At 67.7% G+C, this 22,011-nt stretch carries 20 protein-coding genes, 1 tRNA gene and 1 pseudogene; 8 read left to right on the top strand and 14 right to left on the bottom strand.

Annotated features, from left to right (window positions below):
* The 3 genes from ACN0T5_RS17980 to ACN0T5_RS17970 form a co-directional block, all read right to left on the bottom strand.
* Nucleotides 1–1,058: L,D-transpeptidase family protein (locus ACN0T5_RS17980; RefSeq protein WP_417769995.1), on the bottom strand; the 1,058-nt coding region annotated here is incomplete at its 3' end.
* Between the two features lie 241 nt (nucleotides 1,059–1,299).
* On the bottom strand, nucleotides 1,300–2,253 hold the full coding sequence (locus ACN0T5_RS17975; protein ID WP_417769994.1) for an acetyl-CoA carboxylase carboxyltransferase subunit alpha: 954 nt from the start codon (nucleotides 2,251–2,253) through the stop codon (nucleotides 1,300–1,302).
* A 193-nt stretch (nucleotides 2,254–2,446) separates the two neighbouring features.
* Nucleotides 2,447–3,304 carry a DUF3108 domain-containing protein gene (locus ACN0T5_RS17970; protein WP_417769993.1) on the bottom strand — a complete coding sequence of 286 codons (858 nt, stop codon included), beginning with the start codon at nucleotides 3,302–3,304 and terminating at the stop codon, nucleotides 2,447–2,449.
* 503 nt (nucleotides 3,305–3,807) lie between these two features.
* Here ACN0T5_RS17970 and rpmB point away from each other — a divergent pair.
* On the top strand, nucleotides 3,808–4,104 hold the full coding sequence (gene rpmB, locus ACN0T5_RS17965) for a 50S ribosomal protein L28 (protein ID WP_306030865.1): 297 nt from the start codon (nucleotides 3,808–3,810) through the stop codon (nucleotides 4,102–4,104).
* Between the two features lie 137 nt (nucleotides 4,105–4,241).
* The gene (locus ACN0T5_RS17960) at nucleotides 4,242–4,898 is read left to right on the top strand and encodes a VUT family protein (RefSeq protein ID WP_417769992.1); all 657 of its coding nucleotides are present in this window, start codon (nucleotides 4,242–4,244) and stop codon (nucleotides 4,896–4,898) included.
* Nucleotides 4,899–5,011: 113 nt separating this feature from the next.
* On the opposite strand, the gene folD is transcribed toward ACN0T5_RS17960, so the two are convergent.
* From folD to ACN0T5_RS17945, 3 genes are read right to left on the bottom strand one after another with little or no spacing between them, the layout of a single operon-like run.
* Entirely contained in the window at nucleotides 5,012–5,905 is an 894-nt protein-coding gene (gene folD / locus ACN0T5_RS17955) for a bifunctional methylenetetrahydrofolate dehydrogenase/methenyltetrahydrofolate cyclohydrolase FolD (RefSeq protein WP_417769991.1), read from the bottom strand.
* A 30-nt stretch (nucleotides 5,906–5,935) separates the two neighbouring features.
* Nucleotides 5,936–6,292 (bottom strand): DUF167 family protein, encoded by a 357-nt coding sequence (locus ACN0T5_RS17950; protein WP_417769990.1) that lies wholly within the window; start codon nucleotides 6,290–6,292, stop codon nucleotides 5,936–5,938.
* A 43-nt stretch (nucleotides 6,293–6,335) separates the two neighbouring features.
* A complete protein-coding gene (locus ACN0T5_RS17945; RefSeq protein ID WP_417769989.1) occupies nucleotides 6,336–6,626 on the bottom strand; it encodes a YggT family protein in 291 nt (96 codons plus the stop codon).
* 310 nt (nucleotides 6,627–6,936) lie between these two features.
* On the opposite strand from ACN0T5_RS17945, the gene ACN0T5_RS17940 reads away from it, so the two are divergent.
* Nucleotides 6,937–7,012 (top strand) — tRNA-Ala (locus ACN0T5_RS17940).
* Nucleotides 7,013–7,244: 232 nt separating this feature from the next.
* Here the strand turns inward: ACN0T5_RS17940 and ACN0T5_RS17935 are convergent.
* The 7 genes from ACN0T5_RS17935 to ACN0T5_RS17905 form a co-directional block, all read right to left on the bottom strand.
* Nucleotides 7,245–8,111 (bottom strand): hypothetical protein, encoded by an 867-nt coding sequence (locus ACN0T5_RS17935; protein ID WP_417769988.1) that lies wholly within the window; start codon nucleotides 8,109–8,111, stop codon nucleotides 7,245–7,247.
* Nucleotides 8,108–8,335: a hypothetical protein gene (locus ACN0T5_RS17930; protein WP_417769987.1), complete on the bottom strand. Its 228-nt coding sequence runs from the start codon at nucleotides 8,333–8,335 to the stop codon at nucleotides 8,108–8,110. Before ACN0T5_RS17930 ends, ACN0T5_RS17935 begins: the two co-directional genes overlap by 4 nt.
* Nucleotides 8,336–8,373: 38 nt before the next feature.
* Complete coding sequence (locus tag ACN0T5_RS17925) at nucleotides 8,374–9,459, bottom strand: ATP-dependent carboxylate-amine ligase (RefSeq protein ID WP_417769986.1); 1,086 nt, start codon at nucleotides 9,457–9,459, stop codon at nucleotides 8,374–8,376.
* Between the two features lie 54 nt (nucleotides 9,460–9,513).
* Complete coding sequence (locus tag ACN0T5_RS17920; RefSeq protein WP_417769985.1) at nucleotides 9,514–10,155, bottom strand: LolA family protein; 642 nt, start codon at nucleotides 10,153–10,155, stop codon at nucleotides 9,514–9,516.
* A 118-nt stretch (nucleotides 10,156–10,273) separates the two neighbouring features.
* Nucleotides 10,274–13,051, bottom strand: coding sequence for a DNA translocase FtsK 4TM domain-containing protein (locus tag ACN0T5_RS17915; protein WP_417769984.1), 2,778 nt, complete (start codon nucleotides 13,049–13,051; stop codon nucleotides 10,274–10,276).
* 3 nt (nucleotides 13,052–13,054) lie between these two features.
* Complete coding sequence (locus ACN0T5_RS17910) at nucleotides 13,055–14,317, bottom strand: aminotransferase class I/II-fold pyridoxal phosphate-dependent enzyme (protein WP_417769983.1); 1,263 nt, start codon at nucleotides 14,315–14,317, stop codon at nucleotides 13,055–13,057.
* A 190-nt stretch (nucleotides 14,318–14,507) separates the two neighbouring features.
* Nucleotides 14,508–14,741, bottom strand: coding sequence for a DUF1674 domain-containing protein (locus ACN0T5_RS17905; RefSeq protein ID WP_417769982.1), 234 nt, complete (start codon nucleotides 14,739–14,741; stop codon nucleotides 14,508–14,510).
* A gap of 163 nt (nucleotides 14,742–14,904) precedes the next feature.
* Here ACN0T5_RS17905 and htpX point away from each other — a divergent pair, with 163 nt between their 5' ends.
* From htpX to ACN0T5_RS17880, 5 genes are all read left to right on the top strand, one after another.
* Nucleotides 14,905–15,897, top strand: coding sequence for a zinc metalloprotease HtpX (gene htpX / locus ACN0T5_RS17900; protein ID WP_417769981.1), 993 nt, complete (start codon nucleotides 14,905–14,907; stop codon nucleotides 15,895–15,897).
* A gap of 102 nt (nucleotides 15,898–15,999) precedes the next feature.
* A complete protein-coding gene (locus ACN0T5_RS17895; protein ID WP_417769980.1) occupies nucleotides 16,000–17,475 on the top strand; it encodes an RsmB/NOP family class I SAM-dependent RNA methyltransferase in 1,476 nt (491 codons plus the stop codon).
* A 215-nt stretch (nucleotides 17,476–17,690) separates the two neighbouring features.
* Nucleotides 17,691–19,406, top strand: a complete 1,716-nt coding sequence (locus ACN0T5_RS17890; RefSeq protein WP_417769979.1) for a heparinase II/III family protein — start codon at nucleotides 17,691–17,693, stop codon at nucleotides 19,404–19,406.
* A gap of 135 nt (nucleotides 19,407–19,541) precedes the next feature.
* On the top strand, nucleotides 19,542–21,158 hold the full coding sequence (gene purH, locus ACN0T5_RS17885; protein ID WP_417769978.1) for a bifunctional phosphoribosylaminoimidazolecarboxamide formyltransferase/IMP cyclohydrolase: 1,617 nt from the start codon (nucleotides 19,542–19,544) through the stop codon (nucleotides 21,156–21,158).
* A gap of 117 nt (nucleotides 21,159–21,275) precedes the next feature.
* Nucleotides 21,276–21,662 (top strand): YkvA family protein, encoded by a 387-nt coding sequence (locus ACN0T5_RS17880; protein WP_417769977.1) that lies wholly within the window; start codon nucleotides 21,276–21,278, stop codon nucleotides 21,660–21,662.
* A gap of 36 nt (nucleotides 21,663–21,698) precedes the next feature.
* On the opposite strand, the pseudogene ACN0T5_RS17875 reads toward ACN0T5_RS17880, so the two are convergent.
* Nucleotides 21,699–22,011 (bottom strand): annotated as a pseudogene (locus ACN0T5_RS17875) (hypothetical protein); the annotation flags it as partial.

The raw sequence follows: 22,011 nt of genomic DNA, 5'->3' as shown, positions 1-22,011 counted from the left end.
AAGGCGGTCTGCTGCGAGGGCGCGTCCGCCGGGACCGGCGTCATGTTCGCCGTCTGGCCGGCCGCGTCCGCAGGGGCGGCAGAGGTTGCGGCAACGGCCGTCGCCCGGGCAGCGTCCGCCTTGGCGGTCTCATCCGGGCCATTGCCGAAGATCGCCGCGATCTGCGCCTTGCGCTTCTCCGCGCGGGCCTCGGCCTCGGCGATCTCGATGATCTTCTGCTCGTCCTGCTGCTGCTTCTTCAGGACCGCCATCTCGACGCTCTCGGGAACCTTGTATTCCGGGCATTTCGCAGTGGCGCGGAAGGGTACGCCCTCGACCAGCGGCACCGCGTCGAAGACATAGCGCTTCTCGCAGACCTCGGTCTTCGGCGGAACTTTCGTCACCTCGAAATGATCGTAGCCGCGCTTCAGCATCTTCCAGAAGTCGTAATGCTCGGAATTGCGATGGGCAGCCATGTTCTCCGCCGTCATGCGGAAGGGAAAGGCCTGAACCTGGAACGAGCGCTGCCCGCCCTTGAAGCTCTCCCGGGCAAGCGCGTAGATGTCCTGCACCTGGGCATCGGTCATGGCGTAACAGCCGCGCGAGGAGCAGGCGCCATGCACCATCAGATGCGAGCCGGTGCGGTTGTAGGCACGGTCGAACTTGTTCGGGTAACCGAGATTGAAGGCGAGGTGGTAGCTGGAATTCGGGTTCATGAGCGCCGGGGTGATCTCGTAGAAGCCCTCCGGCGCCTGGCGGTCGCCTTCCTTCTTCTTCGGACCGAACTCGCCCGACCATTTGCAGATCTCGAAGCTTTCCAGCAACGCGTAACGGCCGGACTTGGTCTGCTTCCAGACCTCGAGGGTCGAATCCTGCTTGAAGATGCGCAGCATGATCGGGCTGGTCAGGCTCATGCCGAGACTGGTCAGCTTGGCCTTCACCTCGCTGCTGACAGGTCGCTGGTGCTTGGGCCCGTAGCCGAGTTCGTCCGCCTGGCAACCGGCGAGAACCGTGGCCAGTGCAAGGGCCGCAAGTGCCCTGCGTGTCGTCTTGCCGAACCGCGCGATACCCTGCGCCATGCTGCCTGTCCGTTCAAATAATGGGCGACCACCCGCCTGGCTTTACTGCCGGGCCAAACATCGCCCGCGCTCGCCTGAAAGGCTAGTCACTTAGGGTTTACCCAAGGTTACCGGGCACGCCCGGCACCATCCGGCCAGGCGAATTCAGAGCACGCGCACCCGGCCAGCTTCTGGGTGGCGGAAGATTCTGGCGTTTTGGCGGCAAACCCTGAATTTGCGGCCGCAAGGCCGCGTCGGCGGCTCAGATCGAGCGGCCGATGGCCAGGAACTTCTTGCGCCGCTGGTCGCGGATCGCGGCTGCGTCCATCCCCTCGAAACGGGCGAGCGCCTTGTCGATGGCGGCGCCGGCCCGGTCGACGACGATCGCCTTGGCGCGGTGCGCGCCGCCGAGCGGCTCCTCGACGATCTCGTCGATCACCTTGAGCTGGATCAGGTCCTGGGCGGTGATCTTCATGTTGGTGGCCGCGTCCTGCGCCCGCGCGCTGTCGCGCCACAGGATCGAGGCGCCGGCTTCCGGCGAGATCACGCTGTAGATCGCATGCTCGAGCATCGCCACGTGGTTGGCGGTGGCGATGGCGATGGCGCCGCCCGATCCGCCCTCGCCGATGATCAGCGACACGTTCGGCGTGCCCAGCGCCAGACAGGCGTCGGTCGAACGGGCAATGGCCTCCGCCTGGCCGCGTTCCTCTGCGCCGATGCCGGGATAGGCGCCGGCCGTGTCGACAAAGGAGACGACCGGCAGGCCGAAACGCTCGGCCATGCCCATGATGCGCACCGCCTTGCGGTAGCCCTCGGGCCGAGCCATGCCGAAATTGTGCTTCAGCCGCGACTGGGTGTCGGCGCCCTTCTCCTGGCCGAGAATCGCCACCGAGCGCCCGCGGAACCGGCCGATGCCGGCAATCACCGCCGCGTCCTCGGCATAGTTCCGGTCGCCGGCCAGCGGCGTGAAATCCTCGATCAGCCCGGCAATGTAGTCGACCGCATGCGGCCGGTCCGGATGCCGGGCGACCAGGGTCTTCTGCCAGGGCGTCAGGCGGGAATAGATGTCCTTGAGTGTCTGCTCGGCCTTGGCTTCCAGCCGCGCGATTTCGTCCGAGACCTCGACCGCCTCGCCCGATCCGGCCACCGCCCGCAACTCGTGGACCTTGCCCTGCAGGTCGGCGACGGGTTTTTCGAATTCGAGGAAGCTGTGCATCTTGAAATCGGTCCAGAGGCTGGGCGGGGCGGGCGGATCCGCTCCCGGGTGAATTGCGGCGCGACACTGGCGAGACCGGCCGGCCCTGTCAAGCCGCGCGCCCTCACGAGATGGCGCGTTACAGGCGAAAATGCAAGCGCCGGCGCGGATCTCCCGCGCCGGCGTGATGCCGTTTACGAAAAGCGCGGCCTCGTCAGTTGGCTGCCTGGTCGCGTCCGTTGGTGAATTTCAGCTTGCGCGGTTCGACCACCAGCGTGCCGCTCTTGGTGCCCATTTCCACCCGGTAGGGCACGAAGACGCCCTGCGAACCGATCGGCGCGAGCCACGCTTCCATCTTGCGGTTCTCCGCCATGTACTTGACCGACGCCGTCGACGGGCGGTGTCCGGCGACCGGAATCCAGCGCGCGGTGCACACGACGACCTTGCCGTCATAGCCCTTGCCGGAAACGTCGCGCATTTCCTTGTAGCTGAGCTGGATGTCGAAACGGGTCCAGCCGTCGAAGATCGGAATGCGTCTCTTGCAGACGCTGGCGTCCGGCTTGCCCTTGGCGGCTTTCGCCGGCATCAGGATCGCGCTCAGCGGATCGACCACATTGCGGGTGTGCTTCTTGGTGACCTTGATCCGCTCCGCGTTCGGCTTGAACTTCGGGGTGACACGCATCGAGCGCACCTTGCCCGAGCCCTGCGCCAGGTCGACGAAGAAGTCCCGGTCTGCGGCATGCGAGGCCATCTTGTAGCTGGACGGCACCACCGACTTGCTGGACACCCAGCCCGACGCCTGCGCGCCGCCCTTGCCGGCGGAAAACAGCGTGCCGATGCCCGCCGGCTCCATGCCCACCTTGGCCGAATAGGCATTCTTCTGAAGCACCAGCGACAGCGAGCCGCGAGCAATCTTGAACCCGGAGACGGAGATATCGTAGACGCCGCCGAGGCGGGCCGTCTCGGCCAGTGCCGGAACACCGGGAACCGCCACGAGCGCCGCCAACGCGACGCCGAGCAGCGGGCCGGCACCGGAGCGCGGCAGGAAGCTGGAAAGGGAGAGCCTGGACATCGGAACCTCACACACCGCGCGGCCACGGCCGGCCGGACAGACAATACGCATTTCCAAATCACATCCGTCATCGCGGCATCCGGCAGGACGCACGCCCTGAACGGAGACCGGTCGGGCCGGGCAGCGATACGGAGCCGGATGGCCACCCTCAGCCGTCTCCGCAGGTCCGGGACAGGCCCGGGTTTCGCGCATCATTGTCGGCTCGCACGGTAACCGCATGGTTAACGGACTGCAAATGATCCCCCGCCCGCCGCGAAATATTCGCGGCCCGTGCCGGCCCGCATCGTCAAGGACGCCCTTTCGCGTGCAACAGCCTTGACGGCGCGGGCATCGACCCGTATAGCAGGCCGACTTTTTCATCCATTGCCGGTCAATGGGCGCCGGGCCATGCGGGTCCGCGAACGTCACCGCAATAGTGATCCGGCAGTCTTGAAACGGGGCAAGCGCCCTTATCGTTGAAACGTTCGGGGCCCACCCCCGAGAAGAAAGAAAAAAGGTGTCCCATGGCACGCCGTTGCGAACTCACCGGCAAGGACGTGATGACCGGTAACAACGTCAGCCACGCCAACAACAAGTCCCGCCGCCGGTTCCTGCCGAACCTGTGCAACGTGTCGCTTCTGTCCGACGCGCTGGGCGAGACCTACAAGCTGCGCATTTCGGCGCACGCGCTGCGCTCGGTCGAGCACCGCGGCGGCCTCGACGCCTTCCTGATGAAGGCTGCCGAGAGCGAGCTGTCGCCGAAGGCCCGCATCCTGCGCACCGAGATCAAGCGTCGCCTGGCGGCAGCCGCCGCGGCCTGATCCGGACGTGTCCGGTCGCAATCCGGACACACCGCGCAGCGAAAATACCCGCAAGAGGCGCCATTCGCGCCTCTTTTGGCGTTTGTCGCCGCCGTCATGGCGGACGCTTTCCCTTGATGGCCCGGAGCCCTGGCAAGATGTCGGACGCAGAACGCTTTTCCCCGAACCGCTTCGTGCCGGCGATCGCCGCCATGGCAGTGGTCATCGTCGCCTCCAACGTGCTGGTCCAGTATCCGGTGCACGGCACGCTCGGCGGCATCAACCTTGCCGACCTCCTGACATGGGGCGCCTTCACCTATCCGGCCGCCTTCCTGGTCACCGACCTGACCAACCGCCGCTTCGGACCGAAAGCCGCCCGCAAGGTGGTGCTGGTCGGTTTCGCCCTTGCTCTGGCGCTTTCCGTCTGGCTGGCGACGCCGCGCATCGCCATTGCCTCCGGTTCCGCCTTCCTGATGGCGCATCTGCTCGACATCGCCGTCTTCGACCGGCTGCGCCGTTTCGCCTGGTGGCTCGCCCCGGCGGTTTCCTCGGTGATCGCCTCGGCCCTCGACACGGCGCTCTTCTTCGGCCTTGCCTTCTCGGCCGCGGCAGCGCCCCTGCTCGGCTTCGACGATGCGTTTGCCACCGAAACCGCGCCGTTCCTCGGCGTCTTCGCGCTGGAAGCGCCGCGCTGGCTCTCCTGGGCCGCCGGCGACATGGCGGTGAAGCTTCTGGTCGCCGCAGCGCTGCTGCTGCCTTACCGGCTGCTGCTTGCCTGGCTGGTGCCGGCAGGCGGGACTGCCGGCCGCGCCTGACGCGCCGCCCGCCGCATAACAACGCAAAAGACCCCGGGCGGAACCATCCGCGCCGGGGTCTTTTCGTTTCAAGCCCGCTCCTTGCCTCAAGCGCGGGATCTGAAGTCTCGGGTCTAAAGTGCCGGCGCCTCGATGCCGCGCCGGGCACAGGCCGCCTGCACCGTGTTGGCGAGCAGGCAGGCAATCGTCATCGGCCCGACGCCGCCGGGCACCGGCGTGATCGCGCCCGCCACCTGCAACGCCTCGTCGAAGGCAACATCGCCCACAAGCCGCGTCTTGCCCTCGCCCCGCTCCGGCGCGGCGATCCGGTTGATGCCGACATCGATCACCGTCGCACCGGGCCTGATCCAGTCGCCGCGCACCATTTCCGGCCGCCCGACGGCGGCCACCAGAAGATCCGCCTGCCGGCACAAAGCGGCAATGTCGCGCGTGCGCGAATGTGCCATCGTCACGGTGCAGTTCTCGTTCTGCAAAAGCAGCGCCACCGGCTTGCCCACGAGGATCGAGCGGCCGAGCACCACGGCGTTGACGCCGGAAAGGTCGCCCATCGCCTCGCGCGCCAGAAGGACGCAGCCCTTCGGCGTGCAGGGCACCAGCCCCGGGCGGCCGAGCACGATGCGCCCGGCATTGGTCGGGTGCAGCCCGTCGACATCCTTGGCCGGGTCGATGGCAAGCACCACCCTGTCCGTGTCGATATGGGCGGGCAGCGGCATCTGCACCAGAATGCCGTCGACATCCGGATCCGCGTTGAGCCTTGCGACCAGCGCCAGAAGCGCGTCCTCGGGCGTCGCGGCGTCAAGGCGGTGCTCGATCGAGCGCATGCCGCATTCCTCGGTCTGGCGCACCTTGTTGGCGACATAGACCTGGCTCGCCGGATCCTCGCCGACCAGCACCACCGCCAGGCCCGGCATGAGCCCGTGGGCCGCCTTCAGCGCGGACACCGCCTCGCGGACATCCCCGCGCAGGCGCGCGGCCCGTGCCTTGCCGTCGATCAGCTTTGCAGTCATGAAACCTCCGGAAAATCCGCCGAACCCAGGTCACTCTAGCCGGCACGCGCCAGCCATGTCGGCAAGGCGAGCGGCAATCGCTTGCGCACCCGCGTCATCGCGGGCGCCCAAAAGGAACGTCTTGAGCCGCGCGGTCGCACCCGAGACGAGCCGCACGTCGCTCTTCACAAGGCCAAGCGTTGCGGCAAGGAGCGCCGCGACCGCCGCGTTTGCAGCACCCTTGTCGGCAACCGCCCGCACCCTGACCGCCAGCACGGCGCGCCCATCGGAGAGCAGCTTGACGCCCTCGACCGCATCGCGCGATGCGCGCGGGCTGGCGCGCACGAAAAGCCGGACCTCGCTGCCGGCAACGCTCCAGGCGGAAAGCGGCTCACCCTGCGTGTTCACGACGCGGCCCGTATTGTCAGGCCCTCACCACCTGCGGGCAGGCTCAAAAGACGTTGGGATAGATGTAATAGGCGATGATCCGCTGCAGCAGGAAGATGCCGAGCAGCAGCACGATCGGCGAGATGTCGAGACCGCCCATCGCCGGCACGACGCGGCGGATCGGACGCAGCAGCGGCTCCGTCAGGTTGTAGAGCGCCTGACCGATCATCCCGACGAACTGGTTGCCGGAATTGATCACGTTGAAGGCATAGAGCCAGGAAAAGATCGCGCTGGCGATGATCACCCACGTGTAGAGATTGAGGATGATGAGAACGACGTCGAGAATGGCTCGCATGAAGGTCGGGGCTCCGGCTTGGCGGCGGGTCGGGCGGTTTCCCCTCATGTAACCGCGACGGACGCGGCCCGCAAGGCTCTCGCGGGGGCGTTCCGCCGGTTGTCCGGATCAAGGGTCCGCACCGCCGGCGCTCGCGCCCACAGACGCCCCTCGCGCATGCGGATGCCCTGCCCAACCGGCAGGCGCGCTCCCGCGCCGCACCACCCCCGGCCGGGAAAACACCGTCCAGACCGCGCTGTCGGGGCAGCCGGGGAATCGCTTGACAGCGACACCCGCCCTCTCCTAAATGCCGCACACGCTCGACGAGCGCGGGGCCGTAGCTCAGATGGGAGAGCGCTGCAATCGCACTGCAGAGGTCAGGGGTTCGATTCCCCTCGGCTCCACCAAATTTCCTGCATTCACTTCATTCGTCTTCCGGCTTCCGGTGACCTTGCACCGGAGCAACGGGTACAGTTCTGCGCCCTGCTTTGAGAGGCTGACGAGTGGTGCTGCCTGCGCGCGCGTCGGCTGAACCGCCCGGGCCGCTGCGAACGCTCGCGACTGCGACCGGGCGCTCACGAGAACAACGTCACCGGCATCCGCCGCCGCCGCATCCCCGACTGCGGGTTTCAAGCAAGCTCATGCAAACCTGAGCATGACGATGCCTGTCAGAACGAGCATCGCAAAACACGCCCGGCGCAGGCTGATGCACTCCGACAGGACGACCCTGCCAAGGACCAGCGAGAAGAGGACGCTGGTTTCACGAAGCGCGGCAACCAGAGCGACCGGAGCATAGGCAAATGCCCATATCGCGATCCAGAAGCACGCAAAGGCCGTGGACCCCGCCAGTATTCCCGTGAGGCCGGTTCTCGCAACATCGGCAAATACGCGATGACCGCGATAGAACACGGAAAACAGCACCATTCCGAGACCGTCGAGAACAAACAACCAGGCCGCAAATGTCGCAATGGTGCGAAGCGTGATATCGCCGAGGGACACTCGGACCCCTATCGCATCCAGGATCGAATAGAGCGCCACGCTGGCCCCTGCAAAGGCGCACAGCACAGCCGTTCGCAGCCCGATGTGTCCCATGTCCGCGCCCTCCTTGCGAGAGAGCGCGATCACGCCTGTTCCGATCGTGACTATTCCCAGCAAGCCGACCGGAGAGACGTCTTCCTGAAGCACGATGACGCTGGCTATGGTGACGATAGCAATGCTCAGGCCGCGGGAGATCGGATATACCCGCGACATATCGCCGAGCTCGTATGCCTTCGCCAGAGCGATCTTGTACGTGGTGTGCGGAACCGCCGCAGCGATCAACCAGGGCCAGGCGGCCGGCACAGGCAATCCGAGAAACGGAATCATGAGCAATGCGATCGCAGTCTGCACAACCGCTATCGTCAACATCATGACGATCTTGTCGCCATAGCCCTTGACGAGGGTGTTCCAGAGTGCGTGCAGGAACGCCGCGAAAAGCACCGCAAACAGGACTGCCGTCTCGCTCATTCAACGACGCCTTGCCACTTCGATGCGGTCGAATCGCGTCTGCGCATCACCATTGTCGCTTCCATTTTCCGGAAAGTGCTTTCCGCATCCAGGCGGAAAGGTCCTGGCGCCTGCCCTGCGTTGCCAGTCGAAGCCGGATCAGCGCCGACGCGGGTTTGACGGCTCATTGAAGCCTGTTCGGATGCGCTTGTCAGCGCCTCTCCCCCCGGTTTCTTCAGCCGCATTGCCGGCATCTTTGTCAGGCTGCGGCGTCATGGAGGCCTCACCCCAGCAACGCGTCGAGAAGGTGCGCGTAGATCGTCTCGACGCGGGCGGCGGCCTCAGGTCCGAGCCGATGGAAATACGAAAGACCTGGCGCGGCGTTGACCTCCAGCACCACCGGCGCCTTGTCGGCGGCCATACGTCCGACAGCCGTCTTGCCGGCAGCAGAACGTTCCACTTCCCCCTCATGCAGGAGGTCGACGCCGGCGAAGCGCAGGCCGAGCGCCGCGCAGGCGCGGAGCGCGGCATCGGCGAGCTCCGGTGACAGCTCGCCCGTGATGTCGCGGGCACTGCCACCGGTCGAAAGGTTGGCATTGGCCAAGAGCGGCACTGTGAGACCGGATGCCGGCACGCTTTCCGGCCCGAGGCCGGCGGAGGCGAGATGCCCGAGAATGCGCGGATCGTCGGCAACGATCCGGCTGCCCTTGCCGCCGCTGGCAAAGCCGGCGATTTCCGCGGCGATCAGCGCGGAAAGCGGCGTCACCCCGTCGCCGGTGACCGCGAGCGGGCGGCGCAGGAAGGCGCCCTCCACCTTGCCGTCGAGCACGACGACGCGGATGTCGGCACCCGTCACCGCCTGCTGCACCAGCACCCGCTCATGCACCGCGAACAGGGCGTCCAGTGCCAGGTCGAGCGCGGCCGCATCCCCGACCCGGGTCACGTCCTCGCCCTCCGATCCCTCGTTCGGCTTGACGAAGACGGGAAAACCGACCTCGCCGGCAAAGGCGTGCGCCGCCTGCCGGGCGGGCAGGCGCGCGGCGACATCGGGATTTTTCAGGGCAAGCTGGGCGGCGCGGCGCGGACTGTGCAAAAGCATTCCGCGCGGCACGGCAAGACCGGCGGCGGCAAGGAACCTGGCCGCGTAGTCCTTGTCGCGGGCAAGCGCCGCCGCGCCGGCCCGGTTGATGTCGAAATGCGTGCCCTTGAAGAAGTGGCGGCGGCCGGATGCCTCGATCAGGGCCCCGGCATAGCCGTAGACCGGCTCGACCTCGACGCGCGCGCCGCGTTGACGCGCCAGCCGTTCGAGGATCTCGACGAAGACCGGTGCCCGGCGCGGTGCCGGCGCTCCCCCGTTCGCATCACCCACGCTGTCCGTCCGCCCCCCGCGGCCTTCTCGCACGCAAGCCCTGCCCGGCGCGGCTCAGTTGCCGCGGCGCTGCATCAGGTTGGCGTTGTAGTCGATATGAAAGAGCTTCGGATTGGTCGGGCCGTTGACGGTCGTGTTGTAGATCGCGACCGAGGTGTCGTAGCCCTGCGCGTCCGTCACCGTCCACTGCTTCAGGGCGATCGACGCCGCATCGAAGATCAGGGTCAGCTTGCCGGTGCCGAAGGTCGAGTTGTCGGCCAGCACCACGGTGACCAGATCCGGTTCGACCGAGACATTGGCAACCTCGGCATCGGCCTCCAGGTTGATCTTGTCGGCCAGCAGGAAACGCAGCGGCGTCTCGTTCAGCGGCCAGATGTCCTGGGTGGCGAGCTTGCGGTCCTTCACCGAGACGGACTTGCCGTCGGCGACGATGTCCACCTTGGCCGGCGGGTTGTAGTAGAAGCGGATCTTGCCCGGCCGGGCCATGTAGAACTTGCCTTCCGCCCGTTCCCCATTGGGGCCGAACTGGATGAAGTCGCCATGCATGGTCTTCACCGAGTTGAAATAGGAATTCACCTCGGCCAGCGTCTTCTTCTGCTCCGCGTCGAGCGCGGCGGCCTGGGCCGGAACGCCCCCGGCCAGCGCAAGAAACGCGCCCGTGGCCAGGGCAAGGAAAGTGCGGCGAGCGGTGGTCATGCAAAAGGCTCCGTCGGCTTGGCAAGGCGGACGCGGGATCACGCCTGCGCCGTCTATTGTCAGGATGCGCTAGCAGGCGGCTGTGGCAAAGTTGCGACCACGCCCCGCACCGCCCGCCTCAATAGTCGTCCTCGACCCCGTTCTGGACCAGGATCTCGCGCTTGCCGGCATGGTTGGCCGCACCGACAAGGCCTTCGTTCTCCATCCGCTCGATGATCGAGGCGGCGCGGTTGTAGCCGATCGACAGGCGGCGCTGGATGTAGGACGTCGAGGCCTTCTTGTCGCGCAGCACGATGGCGACCGCCTTGTCGTAGAGGTCGTTGCCCTCGTCATCGCCGCCGCCGCCGCCGGCGAGCGCGTCATACGGGCTGTCGGAGACCTCGTCCTCCTCGGTCACCGCCTCCAGGTATTGCGGCGTGCCCTGCCGCTTCAGGTGGCCGACGATATGCTCGACCTCCTCGTCGGCAACGAAAGGACCGTGGACGCGCTGGATGCGGCCGCCGCCGGCCATGTAGAGCATGTCGCCCTGACCAAGGAGCTGCTCCGCGCCCTGCTCGCCAAGAATGGTGCGGCTGTCGATCTTCGACGTCACCTGGAAGGAGATGCGGGTCGGGAAGTTCGCCTTGATCGTGCCGGTGATGACGTCGACCGAAGGGCGCTGCGTCGCCATGATCAGGTGGATGCCGGCGGCGCGCGCCATCTGGGCGAGCCGCTGGATCGCGCCTTCGATGTCCTTGCCCGCGACCATCATCAGGTCGGCCATCTCGTCGACGATGACGACGATATAGGGCATCTGCTCGAGCGGCAGCTCCTCGTCCTCGAAGATCGGCTCGCCGGTGTGGCGGTCGAAACCCGTCTGCACGGTGCGGGTGAAGACCTCGCCCTTCTCCATCGCCTGGGAAACGCGGGTGTTGTAGCCGTCGATGTTGCGCACGCCCATCTTCGACATCTTCTTGTAGCGCTCTTCCATCTCCCGGACGGTCCACTTGAGCGCAACCACCGCCTTTTTGGGGTCGGTGACGACCGGCGTCAAAAGATGGGGAATGCCATCATAGATCGACAGTTCGAGCATCTTCGGGTCGATCATGATCAGCTTGCACTGCTCCGGCTCGAGCCGGTAGAGCAGCGACAGGATCATCGTGTTGATGGCGACCGACTTGCCCGAGCCGGTGGTGCCGGCGACCAGCAGGTGCGGCATGCGGGCAAGATCGGCGATCACCGGTTCGCCGCCGATCGTCTTGCCCAGCGTCAGCGCCAGCTTGGCCTTGGTCTTCTCGTAGTCGTTGGCGGCAAGAAGCTCGCGCAGGTAGACCGTCTCGCGGCGCTGGTTGGGCAGCTCGATGCCGATGGCGTTCTTGCCGGGAATGACCGCAACGCGGGCCGAGATGGCGCTCATCGAGCGGGCGATGTCATCGGCCAGGCCGATGACGCGGGACGACTTGATGCCCGGCGCCGGTTCCAGCTCGTAAAGCGTCACCACGGGACCCGGACGGACCTCGATGATCTCGCCGCGCACGCCGAAATCCTCCAGCACCCCTTCCAGGATGCGGGCGTTCTGTTCCAGCGCGTCGGTGTTGATGGCCGTCTGCTTCGAGGTCGCCTTGGGCTCCGACAGCAAGTGCAGCGGCGGCAGCTCGTAGACGCCAGGGTTGCGCAGGAAGGAGGGTTGCGCCTCCTCCGTGACGCGGCGACCCGGCTTCGGCCGGCCGGCCGGCGGCACCACGCGTCCGGCGGGGGGCGGCGCGGTTCGGCCGGCAGGTCCGGCAATGGCGCGCGGCAGCGGCGTGCCGAGTCCGCCCGAGCCGTCGTCCTCGTCGAGGTCCGGCAGGTCGTCGATGGTCGGCCCGGCGGCGAAGTCGGCATCGTCCGCGTAAGGGTCCTCGATCTCCGGCTCGGCCGGCGCCCCGCCGCCATAGAAGGCATCGAGGCCGTCGTCTTCCGGCGGCAGCAACCGGTTGGCGAGGCGGCGGCGCAGCGCCGAGAACCCGCCATGACGGTGCACCGGATCGTCGTCGTCCTCGACACGACCGTCGGCATCGTCCCAGTCGCCCTCATGGCCCTCATCGATGAAATCGTCGTCGTAAGGATCGGACGAGCGCCGGCGGGCACCGCCGCCGCGACCGGTCAGCCGACGCAGGTTGGCGCGCGCCAGGAGGCCGAAATGGGTGACGGCACCGGCAATCGCGGAGAACCGGCCGCCGCCTTCGTCCTCGTCCTCGTCGTCCTCTTCATGATCCGGCACGGCCCCGACCGAACGGGCATGGCGGGACGGCTCGGGCAGGGGGGCAAACGCGGGCTGCGGATCGCGGCCAAGCCATCCGGCGGCGCGTAGCATGAAGACCGCAGCCGGAACGCCGAGGCCGAGCATGCCGACGATCATCGCCATGCCCTGCGTCAGCTCGCCGGTGAGCATCGCCGGGAAGCGGTGGATGAAGTCGCCGAGGAATCCGCCGAGCCCTGTCGGCAACGGCCAGCTGGAGGGAACGGGAAGGGCGGCCAGCGCACCGGCGGCAAGCAGCGTGCCGGCACCCCAGAAGGCGATGCGGCGCGGCGCGACACGCGTGGCGCGCGCGGCAACCAGCCGCCAGCCCCACAGCACCACCGGCACCAGAAAGACCGCGGAGGCAAGGCCGATTGCCTGCATGAAAAGATCGGCGATGACCGCGCCGGGCTGGCCCAGCGCATTGCGCACCGGCCCCGAGGTGGCATGGCTGAAGCTCGGATCCGTGGTCGACCAGGTGGCGAGCGCCGAGGCAAGAGCCGCGCAGAGCGCGATCAGCGCCAGACCGGCGGCGCCGATCATGTTGCGCCTCATGAACCGCTTGAACGGGGCCTCCGTGTCTTCAAGGCCAAGGGCTGCGGCGCGGCCGCTTCTGATCGGGGTGGTGCGGCGCATCCTTCAGCCTCCGAGCACGCCGACCAGGCGGGCAAGCCCCGCCTCGACGGTCTTTTCATCATCGACCAGGGCAAGGCGGATATAGTCCGCACCCGGGTTTCCGGCCGCCCCGTCCATCGCCAGATAGGCCCCGGGAAGCACCTTGACCCCGGCCTCGCTCCACAACCGGCGGGTCACCTCGACGCCGCCGCCGAAGCGGGCAACGTCCAGCCACAGGAAGAAGCCGCCCTCGGGCACGACCTTGCCGAACAGCGGCGCCAGCAGCGTCTCCGCGATGGCGAACTTGGCATTGTAGAGCCGCCGGTTCTCGATCACATGCGCCTCGTCGGCAAAGGCCGCCGCTGCGACAGCCTGCAGCGGCATCGACACCTGCGGCGCGGAGAGACCGCGAAACCGCGACCATGCATCGAGGAAATCGGGATCGCCGGCGGCGAAACCGCACCGCAGGCCGGCAAGATTGGAGCGCTTCGACAGCGAGTTCACCGTGATGATGTTGGCATATCCCTCGCCCAGGGCATGGGCCGCCTGAAGCACACCGGCCGGCGGCGCGTCCCGGTAGATCTCGGAGTAGCACTCGTCGGCGACCACGAGAAAACGGTGCTTGCGGGCAAGGCCGATCAGCTTCGTCCATTCGGCAAGGCCGGCCGCTGCCCCCTGCGGATTGGCGGGCGAGGCGTAGAAGAAGGCAACCGCTCGCTCCAGCACAGCCGGATCGATGGCATCGAGATCGGGCAGGAAGCCGGTGCCCGCCCTTGCGTCGAGCGCGATCGTCTCGGCACCGGCCACATGCGCGGCAGCCGCATAGGTCTGGTAGAAGGGGTTGGGCATCAGCACCGTCGGCCGCGCAGCCCCCGGCTTCTTCAGGTAGTCGCGGGCGCCGATGGCGGCGAAAGTCAGGCCCTCGCGGGAGCCGTTGAGCGGCAGGATCCCGCGCGCGGGATCGAGACTGCCCTCAAGGCCATAGCGCCGGTCGAGCCAGCCGGCGACCGATTCGCGAAAGGCATCCGTGCCGCGAATGTTCGGATAGCGACTGAAATCCTTGAGATTGCCGGCAAGCACGGGTCCGACGAAGTCCGGCACGGCATGGCGCGGCTCTCCGATCGTCATGGCAATCGGCGTGGCACCCGGCGTCTCGTCGGCAAGCAGCGCCGCCAACCGCTCGAACGGATTGGCCGAGGGCAGGGTTGTGCCGCTCGTGCCTTGCGAAGGCCGGTCGGAGGATCCGCCGATGTTCTCGGCGGAAGTCTGGGCGGAAGAAACGGACATTCGGCTCGTACCACTCTCCGGGGAGGCCGACGCGTCGCAAACGCCTGCCCCAGCTCACTGGAATTCGCGCCCTCCCGGCCCGCCGCACGAGCGACGGCGCCGAAAGGGACTGCTTGTGACGCCGAAGCCTAGCCTCCGATGGTAAATCCCTCATTAACCAAGGTCGACGAACCCGCACCCTTCCCGCTTTTCAGAAGTCGCAGGTGATGCCCTTGATCTCCCAGTCCGCGTAGCGCGTCGGCTCCAGTCCGCCGCGACCGTCGATCTCGCGTGGCAGCGACTTGCTCCGCGCGTCGATCTCGCGGCGGCGCTCCTCCGCCTCGGCCAGCGCCCGGCGGGCCGCATCCGGCAGGTCCTCGGGCCGGCGGCGCGGCATTCCGTCCGGGGCATCCCCGGTCGTGCCGGTGTCGTTTCGATCGCTCATGCTCGTCTCGTTCATCCTGGAAAACGCGCCTTCCGGCGCAAGCCCGGCGCGCTCCTCTCTTGCAGAAAATCGCGCCTCCGCCAACATATAGGGCGAAACCGGCCGCTTCGGCCAGTGACAGGACAGGCGATCCGGCCTCCGGACGACCAGACGGACGGGTGACATGAACTATTTCCGCACCGCACTGCTGCTTGCCGCGATGACGGCGCTGTTCATGGGCATCGGCTTCATGATCGGTGGCCAGAGCGGCATGATGATCGCATTTGTCGTCGCCGCAGCGATGAACCTTTTCAGCTACTGGAACTCCGACAAGATGGTGCTGCGCATGCACCATGCGGTGGAGGCGAACGAAGCCCAGGCGCCGGAACTCTTTCACATGGTGCGCGAACTCGCCGCCCGCGCCGAGTTGCCGATGCCGAAGGTCTACCTGATCGACAATCCGCAGCCCAACGCCTTCGCCACCGGCCGAAACCCGCAGAACGCGGCGGTCGCGGCAACCACCGGCCTGCTCAACAGCCTGTCCCGCGAGGAAGTCGCCGGTGTCATGGCGCATGAGCTCGCCCATGTGAAGAACCACGACACCTTGATCATGACGATCACCGCGACGATCGCCGGTGCGATCTCCATGCTCGCCAATTTCGCCTTCTTCTTCGGCGGCAACCGCGACAACAACAACCCGCTCGGCTTCGTCGGCGTTCTGCTCGCCATGATCGTCGCCCCCATCGCCGCCATGCTGGTGCAGATGGCGATCAGCCGGACGCGCGAATATGCCGCCGACCGCATGGGCGCGGAAATCTGCGGCAACCCGATCTGGCTCGCCTCGGCGCTGAACAAGATTGCCGGCGGTGCCGCGCGCATCCACAACCCGGACGCGGAGCGCAATCCGGCGACCGCGCACATGTTCATCATCAATCCGCTGTCCGGCGAGCGCATGGACAACCTGTTTTCGACACACCCGAACACCGACAACCGCATCCGTGCCCTGCAGGAGCTGGCGGACCGCATGGGCGGCGGTCTCGCTCCGGGCCGCCCGGAGAGAGCCGAGTTCACACGCACGCGCGGTCCGGCAGGAAATCCGCCGCGCACCGACCCTCCCGGCCCCTGGGGACGCCGCTCGGCGCGACGCGATTCGGACACGCGCGGCCCCTGGGGCTAGGCGCGCCGCGCGAACCGGCAACCTTTTTTCTTGTGAAACTGCGGCGTGCGGGTGCATACCCGCGCCTTCGTCGTTCTTCGCATTCCAGACATCGCAGGCATCGTGACCGGACCGAACCAGGACAAATCCAAAGGCAAGCCGCGCAAGGGCGGCCGCCCCGGCGCCCCCGGACAGGGCACCCACAGGCCGGGCGGCAGGCACGGCCCGAAGGCTGCTGACGGTCAGCGCAAAGGCGGCCCGAAGACCCCCGACAGGGCCGACCAGGCGACGACGGGCATCCCGGCGCGCAAGATTGCCGTCGACATTCTCAACAAGGTGATCGGCGAGCGCCGCCCGCTTGACGAGGAACTGCGCGAGACCGGCGGCCACCCCGAATTCTTCGCACTGGAGCCAAGGGACCGTGCGCTCGTCCGGGCCATTCTCGGCACGGCCTTGCGCAGGCGCGGCCAGATCGCCGCCGTGCTCGACCGCCTGCTCGAACGTCCTGTCCCGGAAAAGACCGGCCTCGTCCTCGACATCCTGCATGTGGCGGCGGCCCAGATCCTGTTCATGGAAATCCCCGACCGCGCCGCCGTTGCGACCGCGGTCGCCATCGCCGACAGGGACGGACGCTCCCGCCGCTACAAGGGGCTGATCAACGCCGTGCTCAGGCGGATGACGGCCGAGCGCGAGGACCTGCTTGCCGCCAACGCCGCGCCCTGGCGAAACGTGCCGGTCTGGCTCTTCGCCGGCTGGCAGAAGGCCTATGGCGAGGAGACCGCGCTCGCCATCGCCGCGATGCACCTGCACGAACCCAATCTGGACCTGTCGGTCAAGAACGATCCGGGCGGCTGGGCCGAGCGGCTCGGCGGCCATGTCGTTGCCGGCAACACCGTCCGCCTTGTGCGGCCCGGCGGCCGCGTCGAGGCGCTGGAGGGCTACAATGAAGGCGCCTGGTGGGTGCAGGATGCGGCCGCCGGCCTGCCCGCCCGCCTGCTCGGCGATGTCGCAGACAAGAGCGTCGCCGACCTGTGTGCCGCGCCGGGCGGCAAGACCGCGCAGCTGGCCGCGCGCGGTGCCCGCGTCACGGCCGTCGATATCTCGGCCCGGCGGCTGGAGCGGCTGTCGGAGAACCTGGCAAGGCTGGGCCTTGCGGCGGAAGTCGTCTCCGCCGACCTTGCCGGATACACGCCCGACGCCCCGTTCGACGCAATCCTGCTCGATGCCCCGTGCTCTGCGACCGGCACGATCCGCCGGCATCCGGACGTTGCCTGGAACCGGCGCCCCGGCGATATCGCCGCGCTCGCCGAGCAGCAATTCGCCCTGCTCGAGCGCGCCGCAGGCTGGCTCGCGCCAGGCGGCACGCTGGTCTATTGCACCTGCTCGCTGGAGCCGGGAGAGGGCGAGGACGTGATCACCCGCTTCCTGGCCGCCCGTCCGGAGTTCCGCATCTCGGCGCTGACCGCCGAAGAGGTCGGCATCGAGGGGGTTGTCACGCCGCGCGGGGAGCTTCGCACGCTGCCCGTTTCGCTGCCGCTCGACCCCCTCGCCAGCGGCGGCCTTGACGGTTTCTATGCCGCCCGCCTGGTGCGGAGCTAGGGCACCAATGGCCACCATCCCGGCAAGCTCTGCGTTCCGTGCGTGTCTGTTGTTTCGAATCGCACTTAAAACGGTAACGGATCGCTAACCCTGTTCCCCGACACTTTAAGGTGCGGACGAACAGGATTCGCGAGAGGGCTCCGGCACGACGAGACAGGCGCGAGGGGGGTGCATTGACGCAAGCAACGCTACTCTCTTTTGCCGAAAGGGCGCGTGTGTGGCGTCTCCTTGCGCAGACCGCCTGGCAATCCCTGCTGCGCTGGGTTCATGGCGGGCCGATGTTCCGCTGGCGCCCGTTCGCCGGCTCGCCGGCGCGGTTGCTCATCGCACCGCAGGACCTGAGGACCGCCGACGGCACCAATGCCGCCGACATCTATGCCGGACGCTTCCTCTTCGCCGGCCACATGGTCGAGGCCTCGGGCCAGTCCCCCTTCGAGATCCCCGCCCCCTCCGCCGACTGGGCCCGGGCGCTGCACGGGTTCGGCTGGCTGCGCCATCTCAAGGCGGCCGACACGGTGGTCGCGCGGCAGAACGCCCGCGCCCTTGTCGACGACTGGATCCGCAGCTGCGGCTACTGGCAGGACACCGCCTGGGAACAGGCCGTCGTCGCCCGCCGGGTGCTCGCCTGGCTGTCGCAGTCGCCGCTCATCCTCAACGGCTGCGACCGCGAGTTCTACCGCCGCTTCCTGCGTTCGCTCGCCCGCCAGGTGCGCTATCTGCGCCGCACCATGAACGAAACGCCCGACGGGGTGCCGCGCCTGCAGGCGGCGATCGCGGTGGCCGCCGCCACCGTCTCCATGTCCGGACAGGGTCGCTTCGTCCGCCAGAGCCTGAGACGGCTCGACCAGGAGCTGGCCCGCCAGATCCTCGCCGATGGCGGTCATGTCTCGCGCAATCCGGCGGCCCTTCTCGACATCCTCGTCGACCTGCTGCCCGTGCGCCAGGCCCTCACCATGCAGGGCATGCCCGCCTCGCCGACGGTCATGCAGGCGATCGACCGGATGATGCCGATGATCCGCTTCTTCCGGCACGGCGACGGCACCTTCGCGCATTTCAACGGCATGGGCTCGACCCCGGCCGATCTCGTCGCCACCATTCTGGCCTATGACGACGCACGCGGCAGCCCGCCGGTCAACGCGCCCTATTCCGGCTACCAGCGCATGGCCGCCGGCGACACCCTGGTCCTGATGGAAACGGGCACGCCGCCGGAGGCCACCCTCAGCCTTGGTGCCCATGCCGGCTGCCTGTCGTTCGAGATGTCGTCGCGCCGCACCCGAATCATCGTCAATTGCGGCATCTCCAACAACGAACGCGGCGTCTGGCGCGCGGTCTCCCGCTCGACCGCCGCCCATTCGACCGCGACAATCGAAGACACTTCCTCCGCCCGCTTCCTGCCGGAAACCCGCTATGGCGGCTGGCTCGGCGCACCGATCCTCGCCGGTCCGACCGTGGTGCCGGTGGATCGCGAGGAGGGGCCCTCCGGCATCCGCATCGTCGCCAGCCACAATGGCTACCAGGACACCCACCGGCTGATCCACGAACGGGACCTGACACTGTCCGAGGATGGCAGCGTGCTCGACGGCGTCGACCGCTTCCGCGCGCTCGGCAAGACCACGCGCGGCGACGAATACGCGATCCGCTTCCACATGCACCCGGCGATCAAGGCCAGCTCGATCCGCTCGGGCACCGCGATCCTGCTGGTCGCCCCGGACGGGGAGGCGTGGGAATTCGTGGCGCCGGGCTGCGAGACGGCGATCGAGGAATCCATCTATCTCTCCGACAGCTACGGCCATCGCCGCTGCGAACAGATCGTCATCTACGGCCGCGTCGCCCATCGCCGGGAAGCCGCATGGCAGTTCTGCCGCACCGCCGCGCCGAAGGCGACGCGCCGCAGGGTGAGCGACACGACCGGCGGCGAACTCGAGCTCTGAGCGCTCGTTGCCCGTGCGAGCGGGTGAAACCGCACAAAAGTGCCGCGGCGCGGCTTGCGCGCCTTCCTGTTTGGCTTCCTTCGTGATAGGCGCAAGGCATCATCAGCCCGCCGACCTTCGAAGGACCTTACCGCAATGGCCGTGGTGTCGAAACACGTTCCCGTTCCCGATCTCGTTCCCGTCAAGCGCGCCCTCCTGTCGGTTTCCGACAAGACCGGCCTGGTCGATTTCGCCACCGCCCTTGCAGGGCTCGGCGTCGAGCTGGTCTCCACCGGCGGCACGCGCGCGGCGCTTGCCGATGCAGGTCTTGAGGTGATCGACATTTCCGAAGTCACCGGCTTCCCGGAAATCATGGACGGCCGCGTCAAGACATTGCACCCGATGGTGCATGGCGGGCTGCTTGCCATTCGCGACGACGCCGACCACGCCGCCGCCATGCGCGAGCACGGCATCGCCGGCATCGACCTCGTTTGCGTCAATCTCTACCCGTTCGAGGAAACGGTCGCCTCGGGCGCCGATTTCGCAACGGCGATCGAGAATGTCGACATTGGCGGCCCGGCGATGACGCGCGCTGCGGCCAAGAACCACGCCTATGTGACGATGGTCAGCGATCCGGCCGACTATCCGGCCGTGATCGAGGCCCTCACCTCCCATTCGGGCCAGGTGCCGCTCGCCCTGCGCAAGCGCCTCGCCCAGAAGGCCTTCGCCCGCACCGCCGCCTATGACGCGGCCGTCTCCGGCTGGTTCGCCGCCGCCATCGGCGAGGACGCACCTGCCCATGTCGCCTTCGGCGGCAAGCTCTCCTCGGTCATGCGCTACGGCGAGAACCCGCATCAGAAGGCGGCGTTCTACCTGACGCCGGAAAAGCGCTTCGGCGTCGCCACCGCGCGTCAGCTGCAGGGCAAGGAACTGTCCTACAACAACATCAACGACACCGATGCCGCCTTCGAGCTGGTCAGCGAATTCGACCCCGGCATCGCCCCGGCGGTCGCCATCATCAAGCATGCCAACCCCTGCGGTGTCGCCACCGGAACGACGCTCAGGGAAGCCTATGAGAAGGCGCTCGCCTGCGACCCGGTGTCCGCCTTTGGCGGCATCGTCGCGCTGAACGGCCCGCTCGACGCCGACGCCGCCGAGGAGATCGTCAAGATCTTCACCGAGGTGATCATCGCGCCGGAGGCGAGCGAGGAGGCGATGGCCATCGTCGCGGCGAAGAAGAACCTGCGTCTGCTCGTCACCGGCGGCCTCGCCGATCCGCGCGCCGGCGCCCGGATCGTCAGGTCGGTCGCCGGCGGGCTTCTGGTGCAGGATCGCGACACCGGCACGGTCGACGACCTCGATCTGAAGGTGGTGACAAAGCGAGCGCCGAGCGAGCGCGAGATGGCCGACCTGAAATTCGCCTTCCGCGTCGCCAAGCACGTCAAGTCCAACGCCATCGTCTATGTCCAGGACGGCGCGACGGTGGGCGTCGGTGCGGGCCAGATGAGCCGCATCGACAGCTCCCGCATTGCCGCCCGCAAGGCGCAGGACGCGGCCGAGGCCGCCGGCAATGCCGAGCCCCGGACGATCGGATCGGTCGTCGCCTCGGATGCCTTCTTCCCCTTCGCCGACGGTCTTCTGGCCGCCGCCGAGGCAGGAGCGACGGCCATCATCCAGCCGGGCGGCTCGATGCGCGATGCCGAGGTGATCGCGGCGGCCGACGAGGCCGGCCTTGCCATGGTCTTCACCGGCATGCGTCACTTCCGCCACTAAGGCCGACCTGACGGGGTCGGCCCGGCAGCACAGGTCCGGCTGGCGGCGCGATGTCTTTGCATTTCGCCGCCACCCTTCCCATATCATCGGCATGCGAATGCGAGGAAGGGCCGAACCATGAGCGGCAGCTACGACAATCCGGAGTTCGACGCGGATTTTCTCGGTCCCGAGGACGAACGCGAGAAAAAGGTGCGCGCCCGCTTCTTCGACGGGGCGCGCAAGGCGGCCGGCCAGATCCCCTTCATGGAGGACGTGGTGGCGGCCTATTACTGCGCCATGGATCCGGCCACGCCGACGCGCGTGCGCGGCGCGATCCTCGCAGCTCTCGCCTATTTCGTCCTCCCCCTCGACGGCATTCCCGACATGATCATCGGCATCGGCTTCACCGATGACGCAAGTGTCCTCCTCGGCGTCATGGCGCTGGTGCGCGCCCATGTGCGCGACGAGCATCTGGACGCCGCCAAAGAAGCCCTCTGCAAGGGTGGCAGGTCGCCGAAAGGCTGACCCGCCGCCTCTCGGGCGACCCGCCAGGGGCAGGTGTCAGTCCTCCCGGTCCTCCAGCCAGTCTTCCAGAACCGCCGTGACCTCGGCCGAACCGGAGACGAGGTCCCCGTGCTCCGGGCGAATGCGGGCGCCGGCGGCAAGCAGCAACACCACGCAGGCGACGTGGTCGCCCTCGCCCCGCACCGGGCAGTTCCCCGAGCCATGCACTGCGGTGCCGAGCGCCGTACCGCCAACATGTATGGCGGTACGGCGCTCGGCACCGCAGAGCATGGCTCGGGGAACTGCCCGGCGCGGGGCGAGGGGGAGCACGGCGCCCGCGGGGGGGTGCGGGCTGCCGGCGGCGCGCGCC

This window comes from Stappia sp. (assembly GCF_048261845.1).
Classification (GTDB): domain Bacteria; phylum Pseudomonadota; class Alphaproteobacteria; order Rhizobiales; family Stappiaceae; genus Stappia.
Note: the sequence above shows the minus strand (reverse complement) of the source record. Positions and strands in the feature narration are given on the sequence as shown.

What these genes read in the sequence shown, in the direction of transcription:
- ACN0T5_RS17935 (WP_417769988.1), bottom strand. Translation starts at nt 8,111, where the DNA reads ATGAGCGAGACGGCAGTCCTGTTTGCGGTGCTTTTCGCGGCGTTCCTG.
- ACN0T5_RS17945 (WP_417769989.1), bottom strand. Translation starts at nt 6,626, where the DNA reads ATGCGAGCCATTCTCGACGTCGTTCTCATCATCCTCAATCTCTACACG.
- ACN0T5_RS17905 (WP_417769982.1), bottom strand. Translation starts at nt 14,741, where the DNA reads ATGAGCGATCGAAACGACACCGGCACGACCGGGGATGCCCCGGACGGA.
- ACN0T5_RS17880 (WP_417769977.1), top strand. Translation starts at nt 21,276, where the DNA reads ATGAGCGGCAGCTACGACAATCCGGAGTTCGACGCGGATTTTCTCGGT.
- folD (WP_417769991.1), bottom strand. Translation starts at nt 5,905, where the DNA reads ATGACTGCAAAGCTGATCGACGGCAAGGCACGGGCCGCGCGCCTGCGC.
- ACN0T5_RS17970 (WP_417769993.1), bottom strand. Translation starts at nt 3,304, where the DNA reads ATGTCCAGGCTCTCCCTTTCCAGCTTCCTGCCGCGCTCCGGTGCCGGC.
- ACN0T5_RS17920 (WP_417769985.1), bottom strand. Translation starts at nt 10,155, where the DNA reads ATGACCACCGCTCGCCGCACTTTCCTTGCCCTGGCCACGGGCGCGTTT.
- rpmB (WP_306030865.1), top strand. Translation starts at nt 3,808, where the DNA reads ATGGCACGCCGTTGCGAACTCACCGGCAAGGACGTGATGACCGGTAAC.
- purH (WP_417769978.1), top strand. Translation starts at nt 19,542, where the DNA reads ATGGCCGTGGTGTCGAAACACGTTCCCGTTCCCGATCTCGTTCCCGTC.
- ACN0T5_RS17930 (WP_417769987.1), bottom strand. Translation starts at nt 8,335, where the DNA reads ATGCGGCTGAAGAAACCGGGGGGAGAGGCGCTGACAAGCGCATCCGAA.
- ACN0T5_RS17915 (WP_417769984.1), bottom strand. Translation starts at nt 13,051, where the DNA reads ATGCGCCGCACCACCCCGATCAGAAGCGGCCGCGCCGCAGCCCTTGGC.
- htpX (WP_417769981.1), top strand. Translation starts at nt 14,905, where the DNA reads ATGAACTATTTCCGCACCGCACTGCTGCTTGCCGCGATGACGGCGCTG.
- ACN0T5_RS17910 (WP_417769983.1), bottom strand. Translation starts at nt 14,317, where the DNA reads ATGTCCGTTTCTTCCGCCCAGACTTCCGCCGAGAACATCGGCGGATCC.
- ACN0T5_RS17960 (WP_417769992.1), top strand. Translation starts at nt 4,242, where the DNA reads ATGTCGGACGCAGAACGCTTTTCCCCGAACCGCTTCGTGCCGGCGATC.
- ACN0T5_RS17975 (WP_417769994.1), bottom strand. Translation starts at nt 2,253, where the DNA reads ATGCACAGCTTCCTCGAATTCGAAAAACCCGTCGCCGACCTGCAGGGC.